The organism is Sporosarcina obsidiansis, from assembly GCF_009651005.1.
Classification (GTDB): domain Bacteria; phylum Bacillota; class Bacilli; order Bacillales_A; family Planococcaceae; genus Sporosarcina; species Sporosarcina obsidiansis.
Genome location: NZ_WHVW01000013.1, coordinates 73,931 through 90,217, shown reverse-complemented (window position 1 = coordinate 90,217; position 16,287 = coordinate 73,931). Strand labels below are relative to the sequence as shown.

At 41.9% G+C, this 16,287-nt stretch carries 25 protein-coding genes; all 25 read left to right on the top strand.

Features of this window, described 5'->3' with window-relative positions; translation table 11 throughout:
• The coding region (locus GD002_RS17800) for a hypothetical protein (RefSeq protein ID WP_194841579.1) at nt 1–523 on the top strand (523 nt) is incomplete at its 5' end.
• 154 nt (nt 524–677) lie between these two features.
• A complete protein-coding gene (locus GD002_RS11725) occupies nt 678–1,079 on the top strand; it encodes a hypothetical protein (RefSeq protein ID WP_153732552.1) in 402 nt (133 codons plus the stop codon).
• 99 nt (nt 1,080–1,178) lie between these two features.
• Nucleotides 1,179–1,370, top strand: coding sequence for a hypothetical protein (locus tag GD002_RS11720; protein WP_153732551.1), 192 nt, complete (start codon nt 1,179–1,181; stop codon nt 1,368–1,370).
• Between the two features lie 14 nt (nt 1,371–1,384).
• Complete coding sequence (locus GD002_RS11715; RefSeq protein WP_153732550.1) at nt 1,385–1,885, top strand: sigma-70 family RNA polymerase sigma factor; 501 nt, start codon at nt 1,385–1,387, stop codon at nt 1,883–1,885.
• Between the two features lie 159 nt (nt 1,886–2,044).
• Nucleotides 2,045–2,443, top strand: a complete 399-nt coding sequence (locus GD002_RS11710; RefSeq protein ID WP_153732549.1) for a hypothetical protein — start codon at nt 2,045–2,047, stop codon at nt 2,441–2,443.
• A gap of 162 nt (nt 2,444–2,605) precedes the next feature.
• On the top strand, nt 2,606–3,259 hold the full coding sequence (locus GD002_RS11705) for a DUF4760 domain-containing protein (protein WP_153732548.1): 654 nt from the start codon (nt 2,606–2,608) through the stop codon (nt 3,257–3,259).
• Nucleotides 3,260–3,279: 20 nt separating this feature from the next.
• The gene (locus GD002_RS11700) at nt 3,280–3,432 is read left to right on the top strand and encodes a hypothetical protein (RefSeq protein ID WP_153732547.1); all 153 of its coding nucleotides are present in this window, start codon (nt 3,280–3,282) and stop codon (nt 3,430–3,432) included.
• Nucleotides 3,433–3,549: 117 nt separating this feature from the next.
• Nucleotides 3,550–3,987: a DUF3908 family protein gene (locus GD002_RS11695; RefSeq protein WP_194841578.1), complete on the top strand. Its 438-nt coding sequence runs from the start codon at nt 3,550–3,552 to the stop codon at nt 3,985–3,987.
• Nucleotides 3,988–4,165: 178 nt separating this feature from the next.
• Complete coding sequence (locus GD002_RS11690; RefSeq protein WP_153732545.1) at nt 4,166–4,351, top strand: hypothetical protein; 186 nt, start codon at nt 4,166–4,168, stop codon at nt 4,349–4,351.
• Between the two features lie 123 nt (nt 4,352–4,474).
• Complete coding sequence (locus tag GD002_RS11685; protein ID WP_153732544.1) at nt 4,475–4,723, top strand: hypothetical protein; 249 nt, start codon at nt 4,475–4,477, stop codon at nt 4,721–4,723.
• Nucleotides 4,724–4,785: 62 nt separating this feature from the next.
• Nucleotides 4,786–5,577, top strand: a complete 792-nt coding sequence (gene terS / locus GD002_RS11680) for a phage terminase small subunit (protein WP_153732543.1) — start codon at nt 4,786–4,788, stop codon at nt 5,575–5,577.
• Between the two features lie 8 nt (nt 5,578–5,585).
• On the top strand, nt 5,586–6,887 hold the full coding sequence (locus GD002_RS11675; RefSeq protein ID WP_228548363.1) for a PBSX family phage terminase large subunit: 1,302 nt from the start codon (nt 5,586–5,588) through the stop codon (nt 6,885–6,887).
• 3 nt (nt 6,888–6,890) lie between these two features.
• Nucleotides 6,891–8,420: a phage portal protein gene (locus tag GD002_RS11670; protein ID WP_153732541.1), complete on the top strand. Its 1,530-nt coding sequence runs from the start codon at nt 6,891–6,893 to the stop codon at nt 8,418–8,420.
• Complete coding sequence (locus GD002_RS11665) at nt 8,417–9,334, top strand: phage minor head protein (protein WP_153732540.1); 918 nt, start codon at nt 8,417–8,419, stop codon at nt 9,332–9,334. The genes GD002_RS11670 and GD002_RS11665 overlap by 4 nt, the downstream gene beginning before the upstream one ends.
• Before the next feature lie 128 nt (nt 9,335–9,462).
• Complete coding sequence (locus tag GD002_RS11660; RefSeq protein WP_153732539.1) at nt 9,463–10,584, top strand: XkdF-like putative serine protease domain-containing protein; 1,122 nt, start codon at nt 9,463–9,465, stop codon at nt 10,582–10,584.
• A gap of 27 nt (nt 10,585–10,611) precedes the next feature.
• Entirely contained in the window at nt 10,612–11,562 is a 951-nt protein-coding gene (locus tag GD002_RS11655) for a phage major capsid family protein (protein ID WP_153732538.1), read from the top strand.
• 16 nt (nt 11,563–11,578) lie between these two features.
• Nucleotides 11,579–11,776, top strand: coding sequence for a hypothetical protein (locus GD002_RS11650; protein ID WP_153732537.1), 198 nt, complete (start codon nt 11,579–11,581; stop codon nt 11,774–11,776).
• A gap of 6 nt (nt 11,777–11,782) precedes the next feature.
• A complete protein-coding gene (yqbG, locus tag GD002_RS11645) occupies nt 11,783–12,160 on the top strand; it encodes a protein YqbG (RefSeq protein ID WP_153732536.1) in 378 nt (125 codons plus the stop codon).
• Nucleotides 12,157–12,510 carry a DUF3599 family protein gene (locus GD002_RS11640; protein WP_153732535.1) on the top strand — a complete coding sequence of 118 codons (354 nt, stop codon included), beginning with the start codon at nt 12,157–12,159 and terminating at the stop codon, nt 12,508–12,510. The genes yqbG and GD002_RS11640 overlap by 4 nt, the downstream gene beginning before the upstream one ends.
• On the top strand, nt 12,507–13,007 hold the full coding sequence (locus GD002_RS11635; protein WP_153732534.1) for an HK97 gp10 family phage protein: 501 nt from the start codon (nt 12,507–12,509) through the stop codon (nt 13,005–13,007). Before GD002_RS11640 ends, GD002_RS11635 begins: the two co-directional genes overlap by 4 nt.
• 35 nt (nt 13,008–13,042) lie before the next feature.
• Nucleotides 13,043–13,459, top strand: a complete 417-nt coding sequence (locus GD002_RS11630; RefSeq protein ID WP_228548360.1) for a phage portal protein — start codon at nt 13,043–13,045, stop codon at nt 13,457–13,459.
• The gene (locus GD002_RS11625; protein WP_153732532.1) at nt 13,456–13,722 is read left to right on the top strand and encodes a hypothetical protein; all 267 of its coding nucleotides are present in this window, start codon (nt 13,456–13,458) and stop codon (nt 13,720–13,722) included. Before GD002_RS11630 ends, GD002_RS11625 begins: the two co-directional genes overlap by 4 nt.
• Nucleotides 13,719–15,113: a phage tail sheath family protein gene (locus GD002_RS11620; RefSeq protein ID WP_153732531.1), complete on the top strand. Its 1,395-nt coding sequence runs from the start codon at nt 13,719–13,721 to the stop codon at nt 15,111–15,113. Before GD002_RS11625 ends, GD002_RS11620 begins: the two co-directional genes overlap by 4 nt.
• A 52-nt stretch (nt 15,114–15,165) precedes the next feature.
• On the top strand, nt 15,166–15,606 hold the full coding sequence (locus GD002_RS11615) for a phage tail tube protein (RefSeq protein WP_153732557.1): 441 nt from the start codon (nt 15,166–15,168) through the stop codon (nt 15,604–15,606).
• Nucleotides 15,607–15,663: 57 nt separating this feature from the next.
• Complete coding sequence (locus GD002_RS11610) at nt 15,664–16,161, top strand: phage tail assembly chaperone (protein ID WP_153732530.1); 498 nt, start codon at nt 15,664–15,666, stop codon at nt 16,159–16,161.
• The last annotated feature ends 126 nt before the right edge of the window (nt 16,162–16,287 follow it).

Here is a 16,287-nt window from a genome sequence, read left to right as displayed (position 1 = left end):
GTATATAACGATGGAAAGGCAAAGGTTTGAAACGACATTTTTCAATTTAGTGAATTCACATTCGGAAATTAAAAAACAGATTACTATAGAGCGCAACGGAAAGGAGTTAGAGGGTTTTGACGCTCTAGACGACTTATATTTAAGAGTAAGGGATGATTTTAATAACTCAGTTGATTGTAGACCTGAATCTAAAGGCGGGCTTAAAGTTTTCAGGCCTGATGAACAGGATAGTCGCTTGATAAACTTTTCGAATTACTTTGTCGATAAATATAGTAATCAATTGTCCACTTATTTATCAAGCTTTAAATATATTTTAGATTATATCCAAGGTGCTGAAAATGAAGAGACTTATAAGAAATTATTATTCAGCCAAACATCCAAGTCGGAAATGATAATATTGTTTTATATAAGTTTTTCAGATGTGCTATTGAAAAAAATACTAGAGCAAAATGATTGGCTTAACCTTAGACCTGAAAATTTGATTGCTAACAAACATTTTAAATTGTTAACTGAAAACCAATAATAGTCCCCCTGGCTAACCAGAGGACAACGATTGATTGCAGCATTGCGTTGAATCATTTGTTGTCTTTTTTTGTAGTGAAAAACTTTAATGGAAAATTATAGAGTGATATAATAAATCTAGATAATAAATATTATGATAATATCGGAGGGGAAGTATGTTGAATGACCTGAAATTGTTGGAGAAGAAAATAGATGGAATGTTAAGAGGATCTAAGTATTTCAAAAGTAAAAGGGTTTCGGAAAAATCGATTTTTGAAATTCAGTTATTACGAGCAAAAATAGTTTCAAAAAGTGAAAGCTCAAAAGCAATTCAAGTTGGTTTGTTATTCTTAGGAATATTCTTAACGATTAATATAAATATTATTCTAAGAGCTGGTATTGACAAAAATTATATGGCTTTATACTTGGCAATTCTTTTATTTATTGCATTTGGTACGTATTTAATTATAGATAGAATTTTTCGCAAATCTGTAGAGAAAAATACATATTGTATAGAATTAATGGATTTGTTGATTGAAAAAAAAGAAGAGAATTGCAATACGATTCAAAACGAATAACCAGTCCCCCTGGCCAACCAGAGGACAACATTTGATGGCAGCATTACGCTGTGTCAATTGTTGTCCTCTTTTTTTATTTCAAAAAAAGGGAGTGAGGCAATGAGAACTTTGCAAGAACAGCTAACTGAAAAAGGGCTCGTGCAGCCTGTTAAACAAGTGTTAGAGCAAAAGGGCACTAGGACAAGGAAGAAGCGAAACGAGCGATTGAGTGAGCGGGATTTACTGGATTTGATGGGGACTAACAGACCGACGTACGGACGAAAAAAAGGCGGAGCATACAGACAACGATAAGAGGGGGATTTCACATGTTGGATTGGGCGAATGACTTGATTGAAGAATATACGGTGGGGCAACTAGAGTTAATAAAGCGCGCAGATCTATTGGACAGGAAGAACCCTGACGCTATGGACGATTTGACACAGATCAACAGTATGATTGAAAGCATGGCCTTCTCTATCGACTGGATGGCTACCGGGCGACAACCTGGAACTTATCGAGGGGCTGAAAAACGCGCGATCTATCAAATACAATATATTGATAACATGGAGACAATTCCAGATATCGTAGAGCAGCTGGAAGAAGATCATAAGCATCTATTTATCAGCAAAGAAGAACGGTTAATTCTAGCAGATATATTCGCATCTATGTCACATCGGGAAAGACAATGTTACGTGTTGCATGAGGGACAAGGTATGAGCATGGGTAAAATTGCTGATGAAGTTGGATTGAAGAAGCGGACTGTACAGCAATATATCGAACGCGCTCGGCAAAAAGTGAAGGAACGCGTCGAGAAAAATGTTTCATGACGTACGAAAGACGTACGAAGTCTATATATATGAGGGGAACCATTAAAGGAGGGGTGCGTTCGAGCGATTGAATGACTCCTGCAAGCCCCATACATAACGAGCGAAAATAGAGGTTATTCACCTTCTTTGACGAATATTGTCAGAGGGAGGTGATTTGGAATGCCAATCAGTAAATTTGAATACTCGCAGGCTTTCGGCCGTTTCGCTCCGAGGCTGAAAGCGATATCGGTAGAATATCAAGAAGCTTCGAAGCGAGCTTTAAAAGAAGCAAAAGACGTTGAATTATTAAAGAAGGATTGGGCGGAATGTGTGAAAAAGTTCCGCGGCTTACAAAAAGACCTTGAAAATCTTGAAGTTCCTAAAGGTTATGAAGAAGATGGAGAAAAGATGGTTAGATTATTCACGGAATATATCGATGCTATCGAAGAAAAAAGCGAGAAGTTTGGCATCGCAACAATGAAAAGTGGCGAGTTGAATGATCTCGAGAAAAAGGAAACGCAAGCAAGTAAAAGTTTGAATAAATTCACTTATGAACTAACAAAGAAAATGTTTGATTGACAGGCACCCCTTAAGGTGCTTTTTTCTATGGCTAAAAATAAGGGGTGCGTTAGAGCAATTGAACGGCTCCTATCTGCCCCAAAATAGATAGATTATTTATTGGAGGATTATTTCATCTTTTGTCTAATATATACTTTATAGACAAAAGGGGGATGAAATGGAATGGACGTAAAGGAATGGTTTGAAATGATTTATTATATTTCCGGTATAGTTTTGGTTATTGGTGTCTTCATAGGTATAAAACAATTTAAAATAGCAAAAGATGAAATACAGTTGTTAAAGAAAGATTACGAAACAAGAAATAAAAGAGCATCTGTAGAAAAAAGCATCGAGTACTTAAATCTATTTGCTACTGAGTTCATTCCTAAAGCAAGTGAGGTTCAACTCAATATTAAACAAAATGTTACACAAATTTATAAGGGGCCCATCAATAATGATTTTAGGTTTGATGACAACTGTAATTTAAAGTCTAAATACATACAGGATTTATTAAGAAAATCAATCGAAAATGATGCCGTTGACGTATTGAATAGGTTTGAGTATTTCAGTGCAGCGTTTGTTAGTGGCTTAGCTGATGAAGAGTTAGCTTTTACTCCACTTTCTCGTATATATTGTGAATACATAGAAAGCATGTATGTAGTTTTGTGTTACCTGAGAAAAGACGAAGACCACAGTTCATTTGAGAATACAGTGAAATTATATAATTCTTGGAAAAAACGTTTAGAAAAGTCCGCTTTAGAGAAAAGAAGAAGTAAGCTTGACGATGAAATATCCCAAATTCAGACTGAGCGAATAAAACACATTGGACATGAATAATAATGTATTGAGGTGAAGACATGAAAGTTGTAGAGTTGGTTGATTATAAAAAAAAAATCAGACCCAGAGTCAATAAACAGGATGTTGTCTCAAACAAAAGTAAGAGTCACGCTGATTTATTGAAAGAGGCATTTAATGCTCTAGACAAATTAAATAAAGCTAGATATTCTTGAAGCATCTCCTCGGAGGTGCTTTTTTTATATTTTTATGAATGTCGTTATTTGTCGAACTATTCTTACAGGTATATACTCCTAATGTGGCGAATATTGTCAGTAGGAGGTGAAATAATTATGTACGAAATAACTTACCAAGAATTTTTAAAAGAGTTTCGTGGAATAGGCTTTATGAACACAAGCGTAGAAGATCAACAATATTCTCTGAGTGACTTAATAAACGAAGATGAAATACATTTGTTTTATCCAAAGAACTTTCTGTTCAAAGAAAAGTCATTAGAAGAAGCTAAGTTGCTATTCTTAATGAAGAATAAAATACGCATCGCCAGCTTCCTGGAGGAAGGATATATAAGCATTGAAGACAGAAGTCTTAAAAGTATAAAAAAGCTTATCATATCTCATAAGAACAGAATTTCTTCTGTACTTACAATATACTTTGATGATGGAGATACATTTGTTTTGGATAGCTTAAATGACAGTGAGCATCATAAGCATAAGTTACAAAAAAAAATAGAAGAAATTTATAAATATATTCAAGAAGTAATTGGAAACTGATTTAATATGTATCCGGCCGCATAATTGTGCGGCTTTTTCTATGTCTAAAAATAAAGGAGAGGTGCGTTCGAACAATGAATTGCATCCTGGCAGCTCCGTACATAACGGAAGATATTTGTGGAATTAAAAGGATTTATAGCCTTCCTCGGAGTATATTGACAGTGGGAGGTGAGATTCAATGATCGGTCTGACCGAAGAGGAGATCTTTTCGATATTGGATGAAACAAAGTTATCTGAAGAAGATAAGTATATTATTGCTGGTTTAATCAGTAAAAACAATCGAGCAATAGAGAATCAATTCGATTCTAAAGTTGTCGAGGCTATGAATAAAAAAACTCGAGATTACATGAGAACGAAATTCTGATTGAAGCATCTCTTACGAGGTGCTTTTCTATGCCTGAAATTAAATATGTCGGTATTTGTCGAATGGTTTGCACAGATATTGATTCCCGATATGACGAAGAATGTCGTAAGGGAGGTGATAAAATTGAAACACACCATATACAATACAACTTTGCATTTAGTGGAAATAGAGACGACGAGACCCATGGGTAATATGGGGTCTATGACAACGGTTTGGAAGTGGGAAATTACCTTGGCAGACAAGGGTGAAGTTTACAAAGGCAAAGCAATAGTTTTGGACAGGAAAGTAGAACTTCCCTGGACAGAACTACTCAGCAACCAACCTTTAACGGAAATGATTGATGCATGCAAAAGGTACATGGAACAGCAATAATAACGAGCATCCTTCGGGGTGCTTTTTTATGTCTTAAAATACAGGAGGCGGAAGTGATGTAGATGCCGAATTGGGAAGAGATTCAGATAGAGTGGGAAACAACAAAAATCACCTTCAAAGCACTGGCTGAAAAGCACGGTGTAAAAGAGGGTACCTTAAAGAGTCGCCGCAGCCGTGAAGGGTGGTCGAGGCATGCAACCGATGCAACCAAGAAAAGCAAGAGAGTTGCAACCGATCCAGACAGCGATTCAGGCTCTGATAGAAAAAGAACATCATCTAATGCCAATGAGAAGAAGCGGCGCAACCGGAGTGGCAACCCTAATCCGAAGAACCAATTCACAGAACGGAACACCGCTGCATTAAAGCACGGCCTATTTTCCCGGTACATTCCCCAGGAAACACTGGCAATCATGGGCGTGATGGACAAGGACAATCCCGCTGATCTACTATGGGACCAAATCATGATTCAGTACGCTGCCATCATTCGAGCGCAGCAGATCATGTTCGTCCAAAATCAAGATGACACGGCCAAAGAGCTGAAGAAGCTGAAAGTCGAGAATGTGATCTCCGCTGAAGGCATAGAAGTTCAGATGCCGGTTGAACAAGAATACGAAATACAGTTCGCCTGGGATCGTCATGCTACCTTCATGAATGCGCAGTCCCGGGCAATCGGCGAGCTACGTACATCCATTAAGCAATTTTGCGAAATGGCATACGATAATGATGAACGCTTGCTGAAGCTGGAAGGTATGCAAGTTGGCATAGACAAGACGCGTGCTGAAATCGACAAGCTCACTGGCGATGGTGACGATGGCCCGATCGAAATCATGATTACTCGAAAGGGTGGTCGCTGATGGTGGCTATCCAAAAAGAAGTTAATCCACACTTCGAGGATTTTTTGTTTGACTGGAAACAAAAGTTTCAGTTTCTGGTTGGTGGATATGGTTCATCGAAGAGTTATCATGTTGCTCTGAAAGTTATACTGAAACTGATAGAAGAGAAACGAACAGCTCTCGTAATTCGTGAGGTATATGACACGCACAGGGATTCCACATATTCATTATTAAGCGAAATCATTGAGGATATGGGCCTATCTCATAAAATCAGATGTGTAACGTCTCCTATGCAAATCCGATTTCCAAACGGTTCCAAGATTATCTTTAAAGGGATGGATAAGCCGGAGAAACTGAAATCAATTAATAACGTATCCCTGATCTGGTTGGAAGAGTGTTCCGAAATTAAGTATGCGGGCTTTAAAGAGCTGCTTGGTCGTTTGCGTCATCCATCGCTCAAGCTGCACATGATTCTGTCAACGAATCCAGTTGGTGAGAATAACTGGACGTATTTGCACTTCTTCCAGGACAGAAAGAACAAGCGCCTGGTATTGGATGACAAAGCCCTGTACAGAGAGCGAACCATGGTTGTTGGCGATACATACTATCACCATTCAACAGCGGATGACAATCTGTTCCTGCCTGACAGTTACGTTGAGCAGCTGGAGGAAATGAAAGATTATGATCCTGACCTTTACCGGATTGCCCGGAAAGGTCGTTTTGGCGTTAACGGAAAGCGGGTATTGCCGCAATTCCAAGTTATGCCGCATGAGCTAGTTATGAAATCTATTGAAGAAATTAGGAAGCCCATGTATAGAGTTGGCATGGACTTTGGATTTATTGAATCTTATAACGCGGTTCTTCGGATGGTAGTCGATACCGAGAAGCACTATCTGTATATCTACTGGGAATACTACAAACGAGGGATGACGGATGATAAAACTGTTGTTGAATTACAAGAGTTTGTAAAGACTGGCGAACGAATTATAGCGGATTCAGCTGAGCAAAAGACTATCCAGTATTTCAGACAGCAAGGTTTCAATATGTACGGCGCTCATAAATATCAAGGTTCTCGTTTGCAAAATACCAAGAAAATGAAGCGTTTTAAGAAAATCATTTGCTCGGATGCTTGCACGAACGCCGTTCATGAAATGGAGAACTTGGTCTATGCAACTGACAGAAACGGCAACATCATAGAAGACGAGTTCGACATCGATGCCCATACATTTGAAGCCGCGTGGTATGGGTTAGATGGGTATGAAGTTACTGATTTGAAGGAAGTAGTACAAGGGAGGCCGTCTTCGGCACGTCCAGCGGGAAGGAGGAGATAAACATTGTCAGAATCTAATGTAAGGGCAAGGGTAGTGAAGGCAACAGTTTCACCGACTACCAAGCAGATCCATAAAGATGATTTTAAAACGCTATACGGATCGGACATTTTGGAACCTCCGTATAACCTTACTGAGCTAAAGTTGATGGGCGAGTACTCTTCCATCTTGCAACAATGTATCGATGCATACAAAACGAACATAGTCGGTTTCGGCGTCGAATCGGAATACAAGCTAGATATCAACTCGGAAGAAATCGAGCAGGCTGTTAAAGAGCAGGCCGAAAAAGAGAATACACGGCTTGGTGAGTTCATTCGCTACTTGAATCTAGACGAGTCGCCGGAGTTAATTCTGGGTTATGTCATTGATGACAGGGAGAAGACGGGTAACGGCTATATCGAGATTATCCGGGATGGTACCAGGCTGCCGGTTGGCATCGAGTATGCGGATGCGCAGCATATGCGCGTCTGTAAGAAGACTGAACCCGAGGAAGTGGAGTACAAGATCCTCGAAAATGGTGTAGAAAAGAAAGTGAAGCGTTGGAAGCGGTTCAGACGGTACGTCCAGATGATCGATCAGGAGAAAGTGTACTTCAAAGAGTACGGCGATCCACGGATTATGAACAGTGCTACCGGAAAGTTTGATGAAAGCACACCGGAAAACTTGCGAGCTACGGAAATCTATCATTTCAAGATTGGTAGTGGAACGTATGGGAAGCCGCGCTGGCTCGGGAACCTGATTAGTCTGTATGGCGCTAGGAAAGCGGAAGAGTTGAATCTGATGTATTTCACAAATGGACGTCACATCCCGGCAGCAATCACTGTTAGTAACGGGCAACTGGATGACACGTCTTATAATAACTTGCAAACGTATATGAACGATCTTTCCGGTACAGACAACGCACACAAGTTTTTGTTGTTGGAAGTGCAAGGTATCGCTGAGGAAAAAATGACGAATGGCGATGAAAAAATTACTCCTGCGAAAGTGGAAATCAAATCATTGGCCGAAGTGCTGCAGCAGGATGCTTTATTTTTGGAATACGATGAGAACACGCGCCAAAAGATTCGCTCCTCTTTCCGTTTACCACCCCTCTATACAGGGGAGGCGCAGGAGTTCAGCAGGGCAACGGCAGATACGGCTCGAAAGGTGACAGAAGAGCAAGTGTTTCAACCGGAGCGCAAGACTTTGGCGCGAATTTTAAACGCCTTGTTTTTGGAGCCCCTTGAGTTCCAATACGTGAAGCTGTCAATCAAAGGTGCTGATTTTCATGATCCGATTGAGATTGCAAAGGTGCTCAGTCCGTTTATTCAAGCACACGCAGTTGCACCGAATGATTTGCGGCCACTGCTTGGACAGGTGCTCGGTAAGAAAGTAGAATTCTTGCCGGAAGAGTACGACTTGCCGATGACGCCGATGCAAAATCAGTCCGGTGTATCCGATGGACTTCGCGACATCATGAAATCAGACTATCAACAGGAGAGTTTAATTGACCTCCTGAAAGATATGCGGGATGTCCTGGAGTCGATGCAGTCATGAATCAGGTAGACAAACTACTCGCTAATATCAACACGTTCATCCAGAAGGCAGAAGAAAGTGCGGAAGATATCACCGAGATATTGCCTGACGATATTCCTGAACTGCAAGATCTGCCTGGATTAGTCGAAGAATTTGAGAAGTTAACTGCGAAGTTTTTGCGTCAACAGCGTAAGTTTTACCTCGATGCGTTTAAGGCATTTATTTCAAAAGATGACGAATTGACACTAGAGACTATGCTCAACTATTTTCAAAGTAATCTATTCGCAGCTGATGAATTTGTAGCACTTTATGGTGTTGAAGCGGCTGCCTTTTTGACGTTAACGACAAAGGGACTTGCTAAAGTCATCATGGAGTCGATTGACAAGGATGTGCCGTTCCAAACGCTATCTAAGAAGACGACCGATTGGATCACGTCTTGGTCTGATGAATTAGCTGAGATTATGCAACTTAACACGCATAAGGCCATTGAATTTGAACTGATCGAAGCCATACAGAACGGCGAATCCATCCAGCAGGCAGAGCTACGACTCAAAGAACTGCCGGAATTTGACCGCAAGCGAGCCAGGGCAACTGCTCGAACGGAAATACTCACTGCATCTAGTCAAGCCAATTGGGAGTCATTCATGCAATCCCCTGCTGTTGAGGGGAAGAAATGGAAACATAGCGGCTCTAAAAAAAGCGTGCCGCGTCCCACACACGTCGCAATGGATGGAGAAGTGGTAGGAGTGGATGAATTGTTCTTGGTAGATGGCGAATTCGGTATGTACCCGCGAGATACGACATTCAGTGCGAAGAATCGTGTTAATTGTGGTTGCGTGATTGGTCCGGTTGTTAATCAAGACATTATCCGATTGAGCCCGGAAGAAAAAGAAGAGATTCGACAGCAGGTGCTTGTTGAGTTGAATGAGGAGTGAATGAATTGGAATTAAGTGTTGATCTGTCTGTTATTTCAAGGTCTGAAACCCATCTTACTCTAGTATTCAGCTTGGGAAAACGAATTTCATCAATTCTTGCAGTGAGTTTGAAAGGGGGTGAATGATAAATGGCAAGAGAATTAATCAACGCGAATATCACACACGTCTCTTATGTGGACAAAGGCGCCAATAAGAAGCAGTTCTTTCTAACAAAGTCCGCTGATGAGCCTACTTTTCAAAAAGAAGTGAAGGTATTCGTCAATAAAGAAGACGAAGCACAGAAACTGGTTTACGGCGTCGTTTACGAACCTGACGTGGAAGACTCTCACGGTGACTTTATGACGGCTGATGAAATCGAGAAGGCGGCACATGGGTTTGTAAAAGATGCTCGGAATATCGATAAGCAGCATGACTTTGAAGCAGGTGTCGGAGAAGTAGTTGAATCCTATATCGCTCCTGTCGACATGACCATCGGCGAAGAACAGATTACTAAAGGTTCGTGGGTACTCGTCACAAAAGCGTCTGAAGAAATATGGGAAGCGATTCAAAAAGGTGAATTCACCGGATATTCGCTTGCCGGAACAGCCGAAACAATTGAAAAGCAGGGCAATGAGAAGCCTGTTTCCAAGTCAGAAGATGACACGGAAATGAAAGGCTTTTTTAATTTGCTGAAAAGCTTTTTTACGGGCGAAAAGATTGAAAAAGGCGCCGTTAAAGATCAATTCGACAAGCGGAAGAAAGGCAACAACTTTTGGGTAGCCATTGATTCATTCGAAACTGCATTGCGCCAGTACAATTGGCAATCAGACGAATACGAATTCGAAGAGGATGAATCGAAAATACGAGAAGCGATCCAAGATTTGTCGGATATCCTGATTGATTTGCTTGCTACAGAAAACATAGCAAAATCAATTGGGAAACCGACCGATCGAATTCAGAAGGAGGAAGATGAGATGAAAGCTGAAGACATTAAAAAAGCGCTTGGTGAAGCGTTATTGCCAATCAATGAACGATTGGAGGCAATCGAGAAAGAGGTTAGCCCAGCTGAACCTAATCAAACAAAGCAAGAAGATGGGGGCGACGATCAACTAGAGCAACTAAAAGCTGTTATGAAAGAAGCGCTCGCTCCAATCAATGAACGATTGGAAACGGTGGAGAAAGCGCGAGGCACTTCCAAGCAAGCAGATCCAGAGGGCGCTAGTCATATCGAGAAATCAGATGGCCCATTATATATGCGCCATTTTGGTTAATAGACAAGAAGAGAGAGGATGGAACCAATGAAAACTAATCAAACAATCCTGTCGAAAGAATCGACGGTAGCAAGTATTAAAAAGAATTTAGATATCCCTATGGCTGTGAGCGACGCCGAAGCATTCTTGGTGGATACAATCAACACTGCATCTACTCTGCCTAAGCTCAACCCACTTTATCGCGACGTGGCAGCAGGCAATATTGATGCCCTTTCCGTAGGTCGACGCAAAATTCGTCAAGCTGGAAGAGAAGACCTTCCGACAGGTACGGATTCAATCAGCCACCGTCAAATTCCGTATGCAGTACGTAAAGTTAAGTGGGATGAATGGTTGCAGAATGATGATGTATTCTACTCTATTTCTGCACGCGGCGACAATGCCGAGCAGAAGGTCATTAGCATGATTCAGCAACAATTTGGAGTTGACTTGCAAGACCTGATCTTTAACGGAGATACGGAAGCGAAAGTGAGCGACGATCCGGATGCAGCTGCAGATCCATTTTTGTCTATCCTAGATGGCTTCATCAAAAAAATGAAGAAATCTACCAACAAAACGGACTTGGCAACTAACGAACCAACAATCTTGGATTTCGTGAACCACATTCAATTGTTGCCTGAGCGTTATAAGAGCAATCCGGATATTTCTTGGTTCATCACTCAGAAAACGAATGATAAGCTCGTGGCGTTAGTGTCTCAACGTCAGACAGGCTTCGGTGATGCGGTTCTTCAAGATGGTAAAATCACACGTCTTGCTGGCTACCCGGTGGAAGTTGTTGCTGAAATGCAGAGCGGTTTTGCCGCTTTAACTCCTCGTAGCAACCTTAAGCCGGTTTTCACTCGTCAATTACGCTACATTCGTACAGCTGATGGGGCTACCGCAGCCGCAAAAGATGCGACATATCATGTGTTGTACGCATACTTAGATGCAGTTGTTCGCGAAGTTCCGGCAGTCGCTTGGATGTCCGGTGAAAAACTCTAAGAAAGGGTGAACGAACATGGCGAAACTGCAATATAAGAAAGAATCAGGCGCCTTGCACATCGGCGGAGGGCGTTTTTTCTATGCGCAAAAACCTGTGGAAGTGACTGCTAAAGAACGTGATGAACTTTTGAAATTGTATCCGGACCTCGAAGAAGTGAGTGATTCCAAGGAAGAAGTGCAGAAAGAGTCAAAAACTAAGAAAACGAAGGAGTGATCGGCGATGTTTATTACTCCTACCGAACTGAAAGAATACAGCGCGTTTGAGAGTGTGAAAGAGCGTGCTGATTCATTATTAAGGTTTGATATTCTGGAAGCGGAGGCGAACGTTCAGAAGCAGATTCAGTTGCCGCTAAAAGATTATATTCCATTACCCGCCGAAATTCGATTGGCGTTGCTGAAAGTCGCGCAATACTTTGCCTTGATTAATAGTGATGAGTCCATTTCTAAAGGCTATAAGTCTGAAAAGATTGGCGACTACAGCTACACGATGGGGGATGGCACAAGTATGATCCTTCCTGACGTGTCGGATTTGCTCGAGAACTTCGCAAAAGTCGGAGAATCAAAGACCGGCTTCTTCATGAGGGTACGGCCGCTATGAGTTATGCCAAAATATTGACGTATCGCTGTAATATTTATCATCTGCAAAGAAAAAAGGAGGCAGGCGGCTTTGGTATCCCGGGTACTGATTTAGATGAATCTTATTCGTATGGCGATGTCCCTGATCATACAGATGTTCGATGTTATTTTACTGAGCGCAATCAATCTATCGTCCAGGGCGAGCCTAATCCGACGGTGATTCAGTCGTTTCTCGTCCATTTCATGCCGAATGTTGATGTCAGAGTCAACGATAAGGTTATTTGGAATGACACGGAATTCAAGCTGCAGATCCCCAGGAATATCAAGAATCATCACATTGAAGTGGTGGCAGTCAGGAGTGGGAATCTATGAAATTTGAAATTGAAGGGCTAGATGCATTCGCGAAAGCACTCGATAACGCATCAAATGGCGGTCTGAAAGACGAAATGACGCTATGGTTGGATGCAATGGGGCTTGAATTTTTAGATATTATCCAAGACGAGATTATCAGAACTGGCACCGTTGACACTGGTCGTTTGCTCAACTCATTTGGGAGAGGTGACGGGAATAGCGTATGGGAAATGCATGAGGGAGGGCTGTCATTACTCATTGGTACAAATGTAAAATATGCCGCTTATGTAAATGACGGTCACTGGACAAATAAACAAGGTGTTACTGTGCGGTGGGTCCCTGGTTATTGGAATGGAGACCGCTTTGTATACGATCCCGCGTCAGAATTCGGTATGGGCTTAAAACAGCAATGGGTACCAGGCACGCATTACTGGGATTTTGCCTTTGCAATCTTTGAAAAAATGTTCGGCAAAAACTTGGATAAGAAACTGCAACAGTGGATTGATGATAATTTTTAGGGGGTGGGCGGTTGAATCCTGAAGTCGGCTCTATCATGTCATACTTTTATCAATTGTTTCCTTGCAAAGTGTACACGAAAGAAGTACCGCAGAACTTTGTGGTCCCGTCTATGTATTTTCCTATTCCACAGTCATTCGATGGGAATGACTCAACTTCGACGTTCATGAACACGTACACTCTGCCTGTTAAGCTATTTCACAAGGATGCACAGCAGGCTTATGCTGAGGCGGAACGTATTGCCGATACTGTCAGACGGAAACGCGGGCAAATCCCTCTGATCAATCCAGACGGCAGTTCTGCGGGGGGCTTTGTGCGAATCAACCGGATTGGTGTAAGGGAAACAGAAGGCTCGGTCACATTGTTAGCGAACTGGGACAGCCGTTATCACTATGACCGCCCCGAACATGTACCGCTTGAATATTTCAAATTAAGTAATGGGGTGAAAAGATGACGAAAGAAAAAAAAGAAAAAGAAGTGATTGAAGAGGTTCCTGTCGCTGTTCAAGGCGAGTCAGAGGAGTCTCTTTTTTATATTCATCAGCTGCGGGAACATAGCCGGGAGTTATTCGGCGTGAAGCCTGAAGTGTTGGATGGCGTATTTAGAAATTACCCATCTAACCAGGTATCGAAAACAGAAGCCAAAAAGAGAATTGAAGAATTTTTGAAGAAAAAGGTTGGCGGTAAAAAGTCAGTTGAAAAGGAGGGTGAACAATGAACGGTGGAACTTTTGAAGAAGGTGTAGAAAAGATTTTAGCGGGTATTTATTTTCGTTTTAAATCAGCTGCAAGGAAGCGGGCGCAGGTCGGAGAGCGTGGTACTGCCGCTCTGCCGTTTGTGCTGAACTGGGGGAAACCGAAAAGCTTCATTGCCATTAATGAAGACAAGGACACAGTGAAGTATCTAGGGGCAGAAATCGATGACCCTGAACTGTTACTAGTGAAAGAGGCGAAAAAGGAAGCGAAGACCGTCCTTGTTTATCGCTTGAATGAAGGTACTAAGGCGACTGTTGAAGTAGGTACAGGTGTTACTGCGACAGCGAAGTACGGTGGTACGCTCGGTAATAAATTGCAGATCAGTATTGCCGAAAACGTGCTTGATCCATTAAAAAAAGATATCACTGTTTTTCTTGGGTTGCGCAGGGTTGTAAGACAAACAATTGAAAACATTTCGGATTTAAAACCGAATGACTATGTCGAACTTGAAGGAACAGGAGAATTGACACCTACAGCCGGTAAATTCCTTACAGGCGGAGCGAATGGAGACGTAACCAATGAGGATTTTCTGGACTTCATGGACGCTGCAGAAGTAGAGTTTTTCGATACGATCGGGCTGCCGGTTGATGACGATGAAGAACTGAAAGCGGTATTTGCATCATTCGTGAAGCGACTGCGAGATGAAACAGGCGTCAAGGTAGGCGGCGTAATGGCGAATTATGCCGCTGATTTCGAAGGGATTACTAACGTCACGAATTCAGTAACAATTGCAGTGCCAGGAGCAGTTAAGGGGCAATTCGTAGAGCGTAAACTAACAACCGCGGAAGCCGTGGCATGGGCAACAGGAGCAAGTGCAGGAGCTTCGTCGTTGAAATCACTGACATTCGCTCCATATGAGGGTGCTATAGATGTTTCTGAGCGAATGGATACTTATGCAAAGGAAGATGCTATTCGAAACGGAGAGTTTATCTTCTCATACGATCCGCGGGATAAAGAAGTTACGGTGGAAATGGATATCAACTCGTTTACATCATTTACGGACGAGAAGGACAAGCAATTCTCGGACAACAAGATTATGCGTGTATTGGATGGCATTAATAATGATGTTACGCGAGAGCTTAAACATGCGATTAAGACGCGGAATAAGGCTAACCGCAGTATTGGTGCAGATCCGGATGGCGCTCAATACGTCCGAACGTTGATCACCGTGTATATGAACGAGCTTCAGAAGGAAGGGGCTATCAAGAACTTTGATTCCACCACGGATATTGATGTTCGTGTAACAGAAGAGGGCAATGGATTCTACATTGGTATTCATGCGCAACCGGTTTACGCAGCAGTTAAGTATTACGTTGAAACTACTATTTCACAAGAGAGTGCGATTGCAGCCTAATCGCCTCTCTTTTTTGGTGTTTAAAAAAGGAGGGAAATGACACATGTCTAAAATGAGATCGTTTCACACGATTAGTGGTAAAGAAGGGCGTTTGTTTCTTGACGGTGAAGAATTAGCCTATATCAAGGAGTTCGAAGCAACCGTCGAAAAAAATAAAACAGAAGTTCCGATCATGGGGCGTCGTATGCAAGGTCATAAAACAATTGGTGCTAGTGGTACAGGAACGGCCACTTTTTATAAGGTCACATCTAAATTCGTTCGGATTATGATGGACTATGTGAAAGGTGGAGCGGATCCTTATTTCACGTTCCAGTCTGTACTTGATGATGCGGGTTCTGGTCGGGGGGTAGAGCGAGTTACCTTGTACGATGTGAACTTTGACAGTACGAAAGTAGCCAGCCTTAATGCAGAAGGTGAACCAGTTGAAGAGGAAATTCCCTTTACGTTTGAGGATATCGATATGCCTGAGGAACTGGAAGAGAATTTTAACTAAGTAAAGAGCGGATTATTTCGCTCTTTTTTACATACCAAAACAAAAGGAGAGATTGATATGACAGAAAACACACATTCAATTGAACAAAACGAAGAGGTAGAGAACGAGGAACTATCTGAAGTGGTAAATGACCTTTCGTTCTTTATGCCGGGAAATGTGGAGGAAGTGGAAGAAATTTCACGCCCGGTTTCCAAGCGTTTTAAAGATAAAAAAGGTAAGGTAGTGCCTTTTCGTTTCAAGCCAATTCCGACGACAAGAATTGATGAATTAGAGAAGTTGCACACGATACCTGTCTACAGTGGGACTCGTAAGCGCAAAACAGGAGAACGAGTAGACCAAGCTCGCTTCATGGCACATATGGCTGTTGAGACAACCGTTTATCCGAACTTCAAATCCTCCGAACTTCGAAAGGCTTATAAAGAGCAAGACCCCATTGAAGTAGCTAAGAAAATGCTGCATATCGGCGGAGAATACAGCGAATGGTTACAAATTGTGAATGAGATTAACGGTTTTGACGATTCACTAGAAGATTTGGAAGAAGCAGCAAAAAACTAATTGCGGACGGGGATAAGGAAGCTGTCTATTTTTATTTTCTGATGATTGAGCAAAAGTATTCTCCGTCTGATCTAAAAGAATGGTACGAAGCTCCGCGGCAATTTAAAGCACTTATGAACGCTTGCG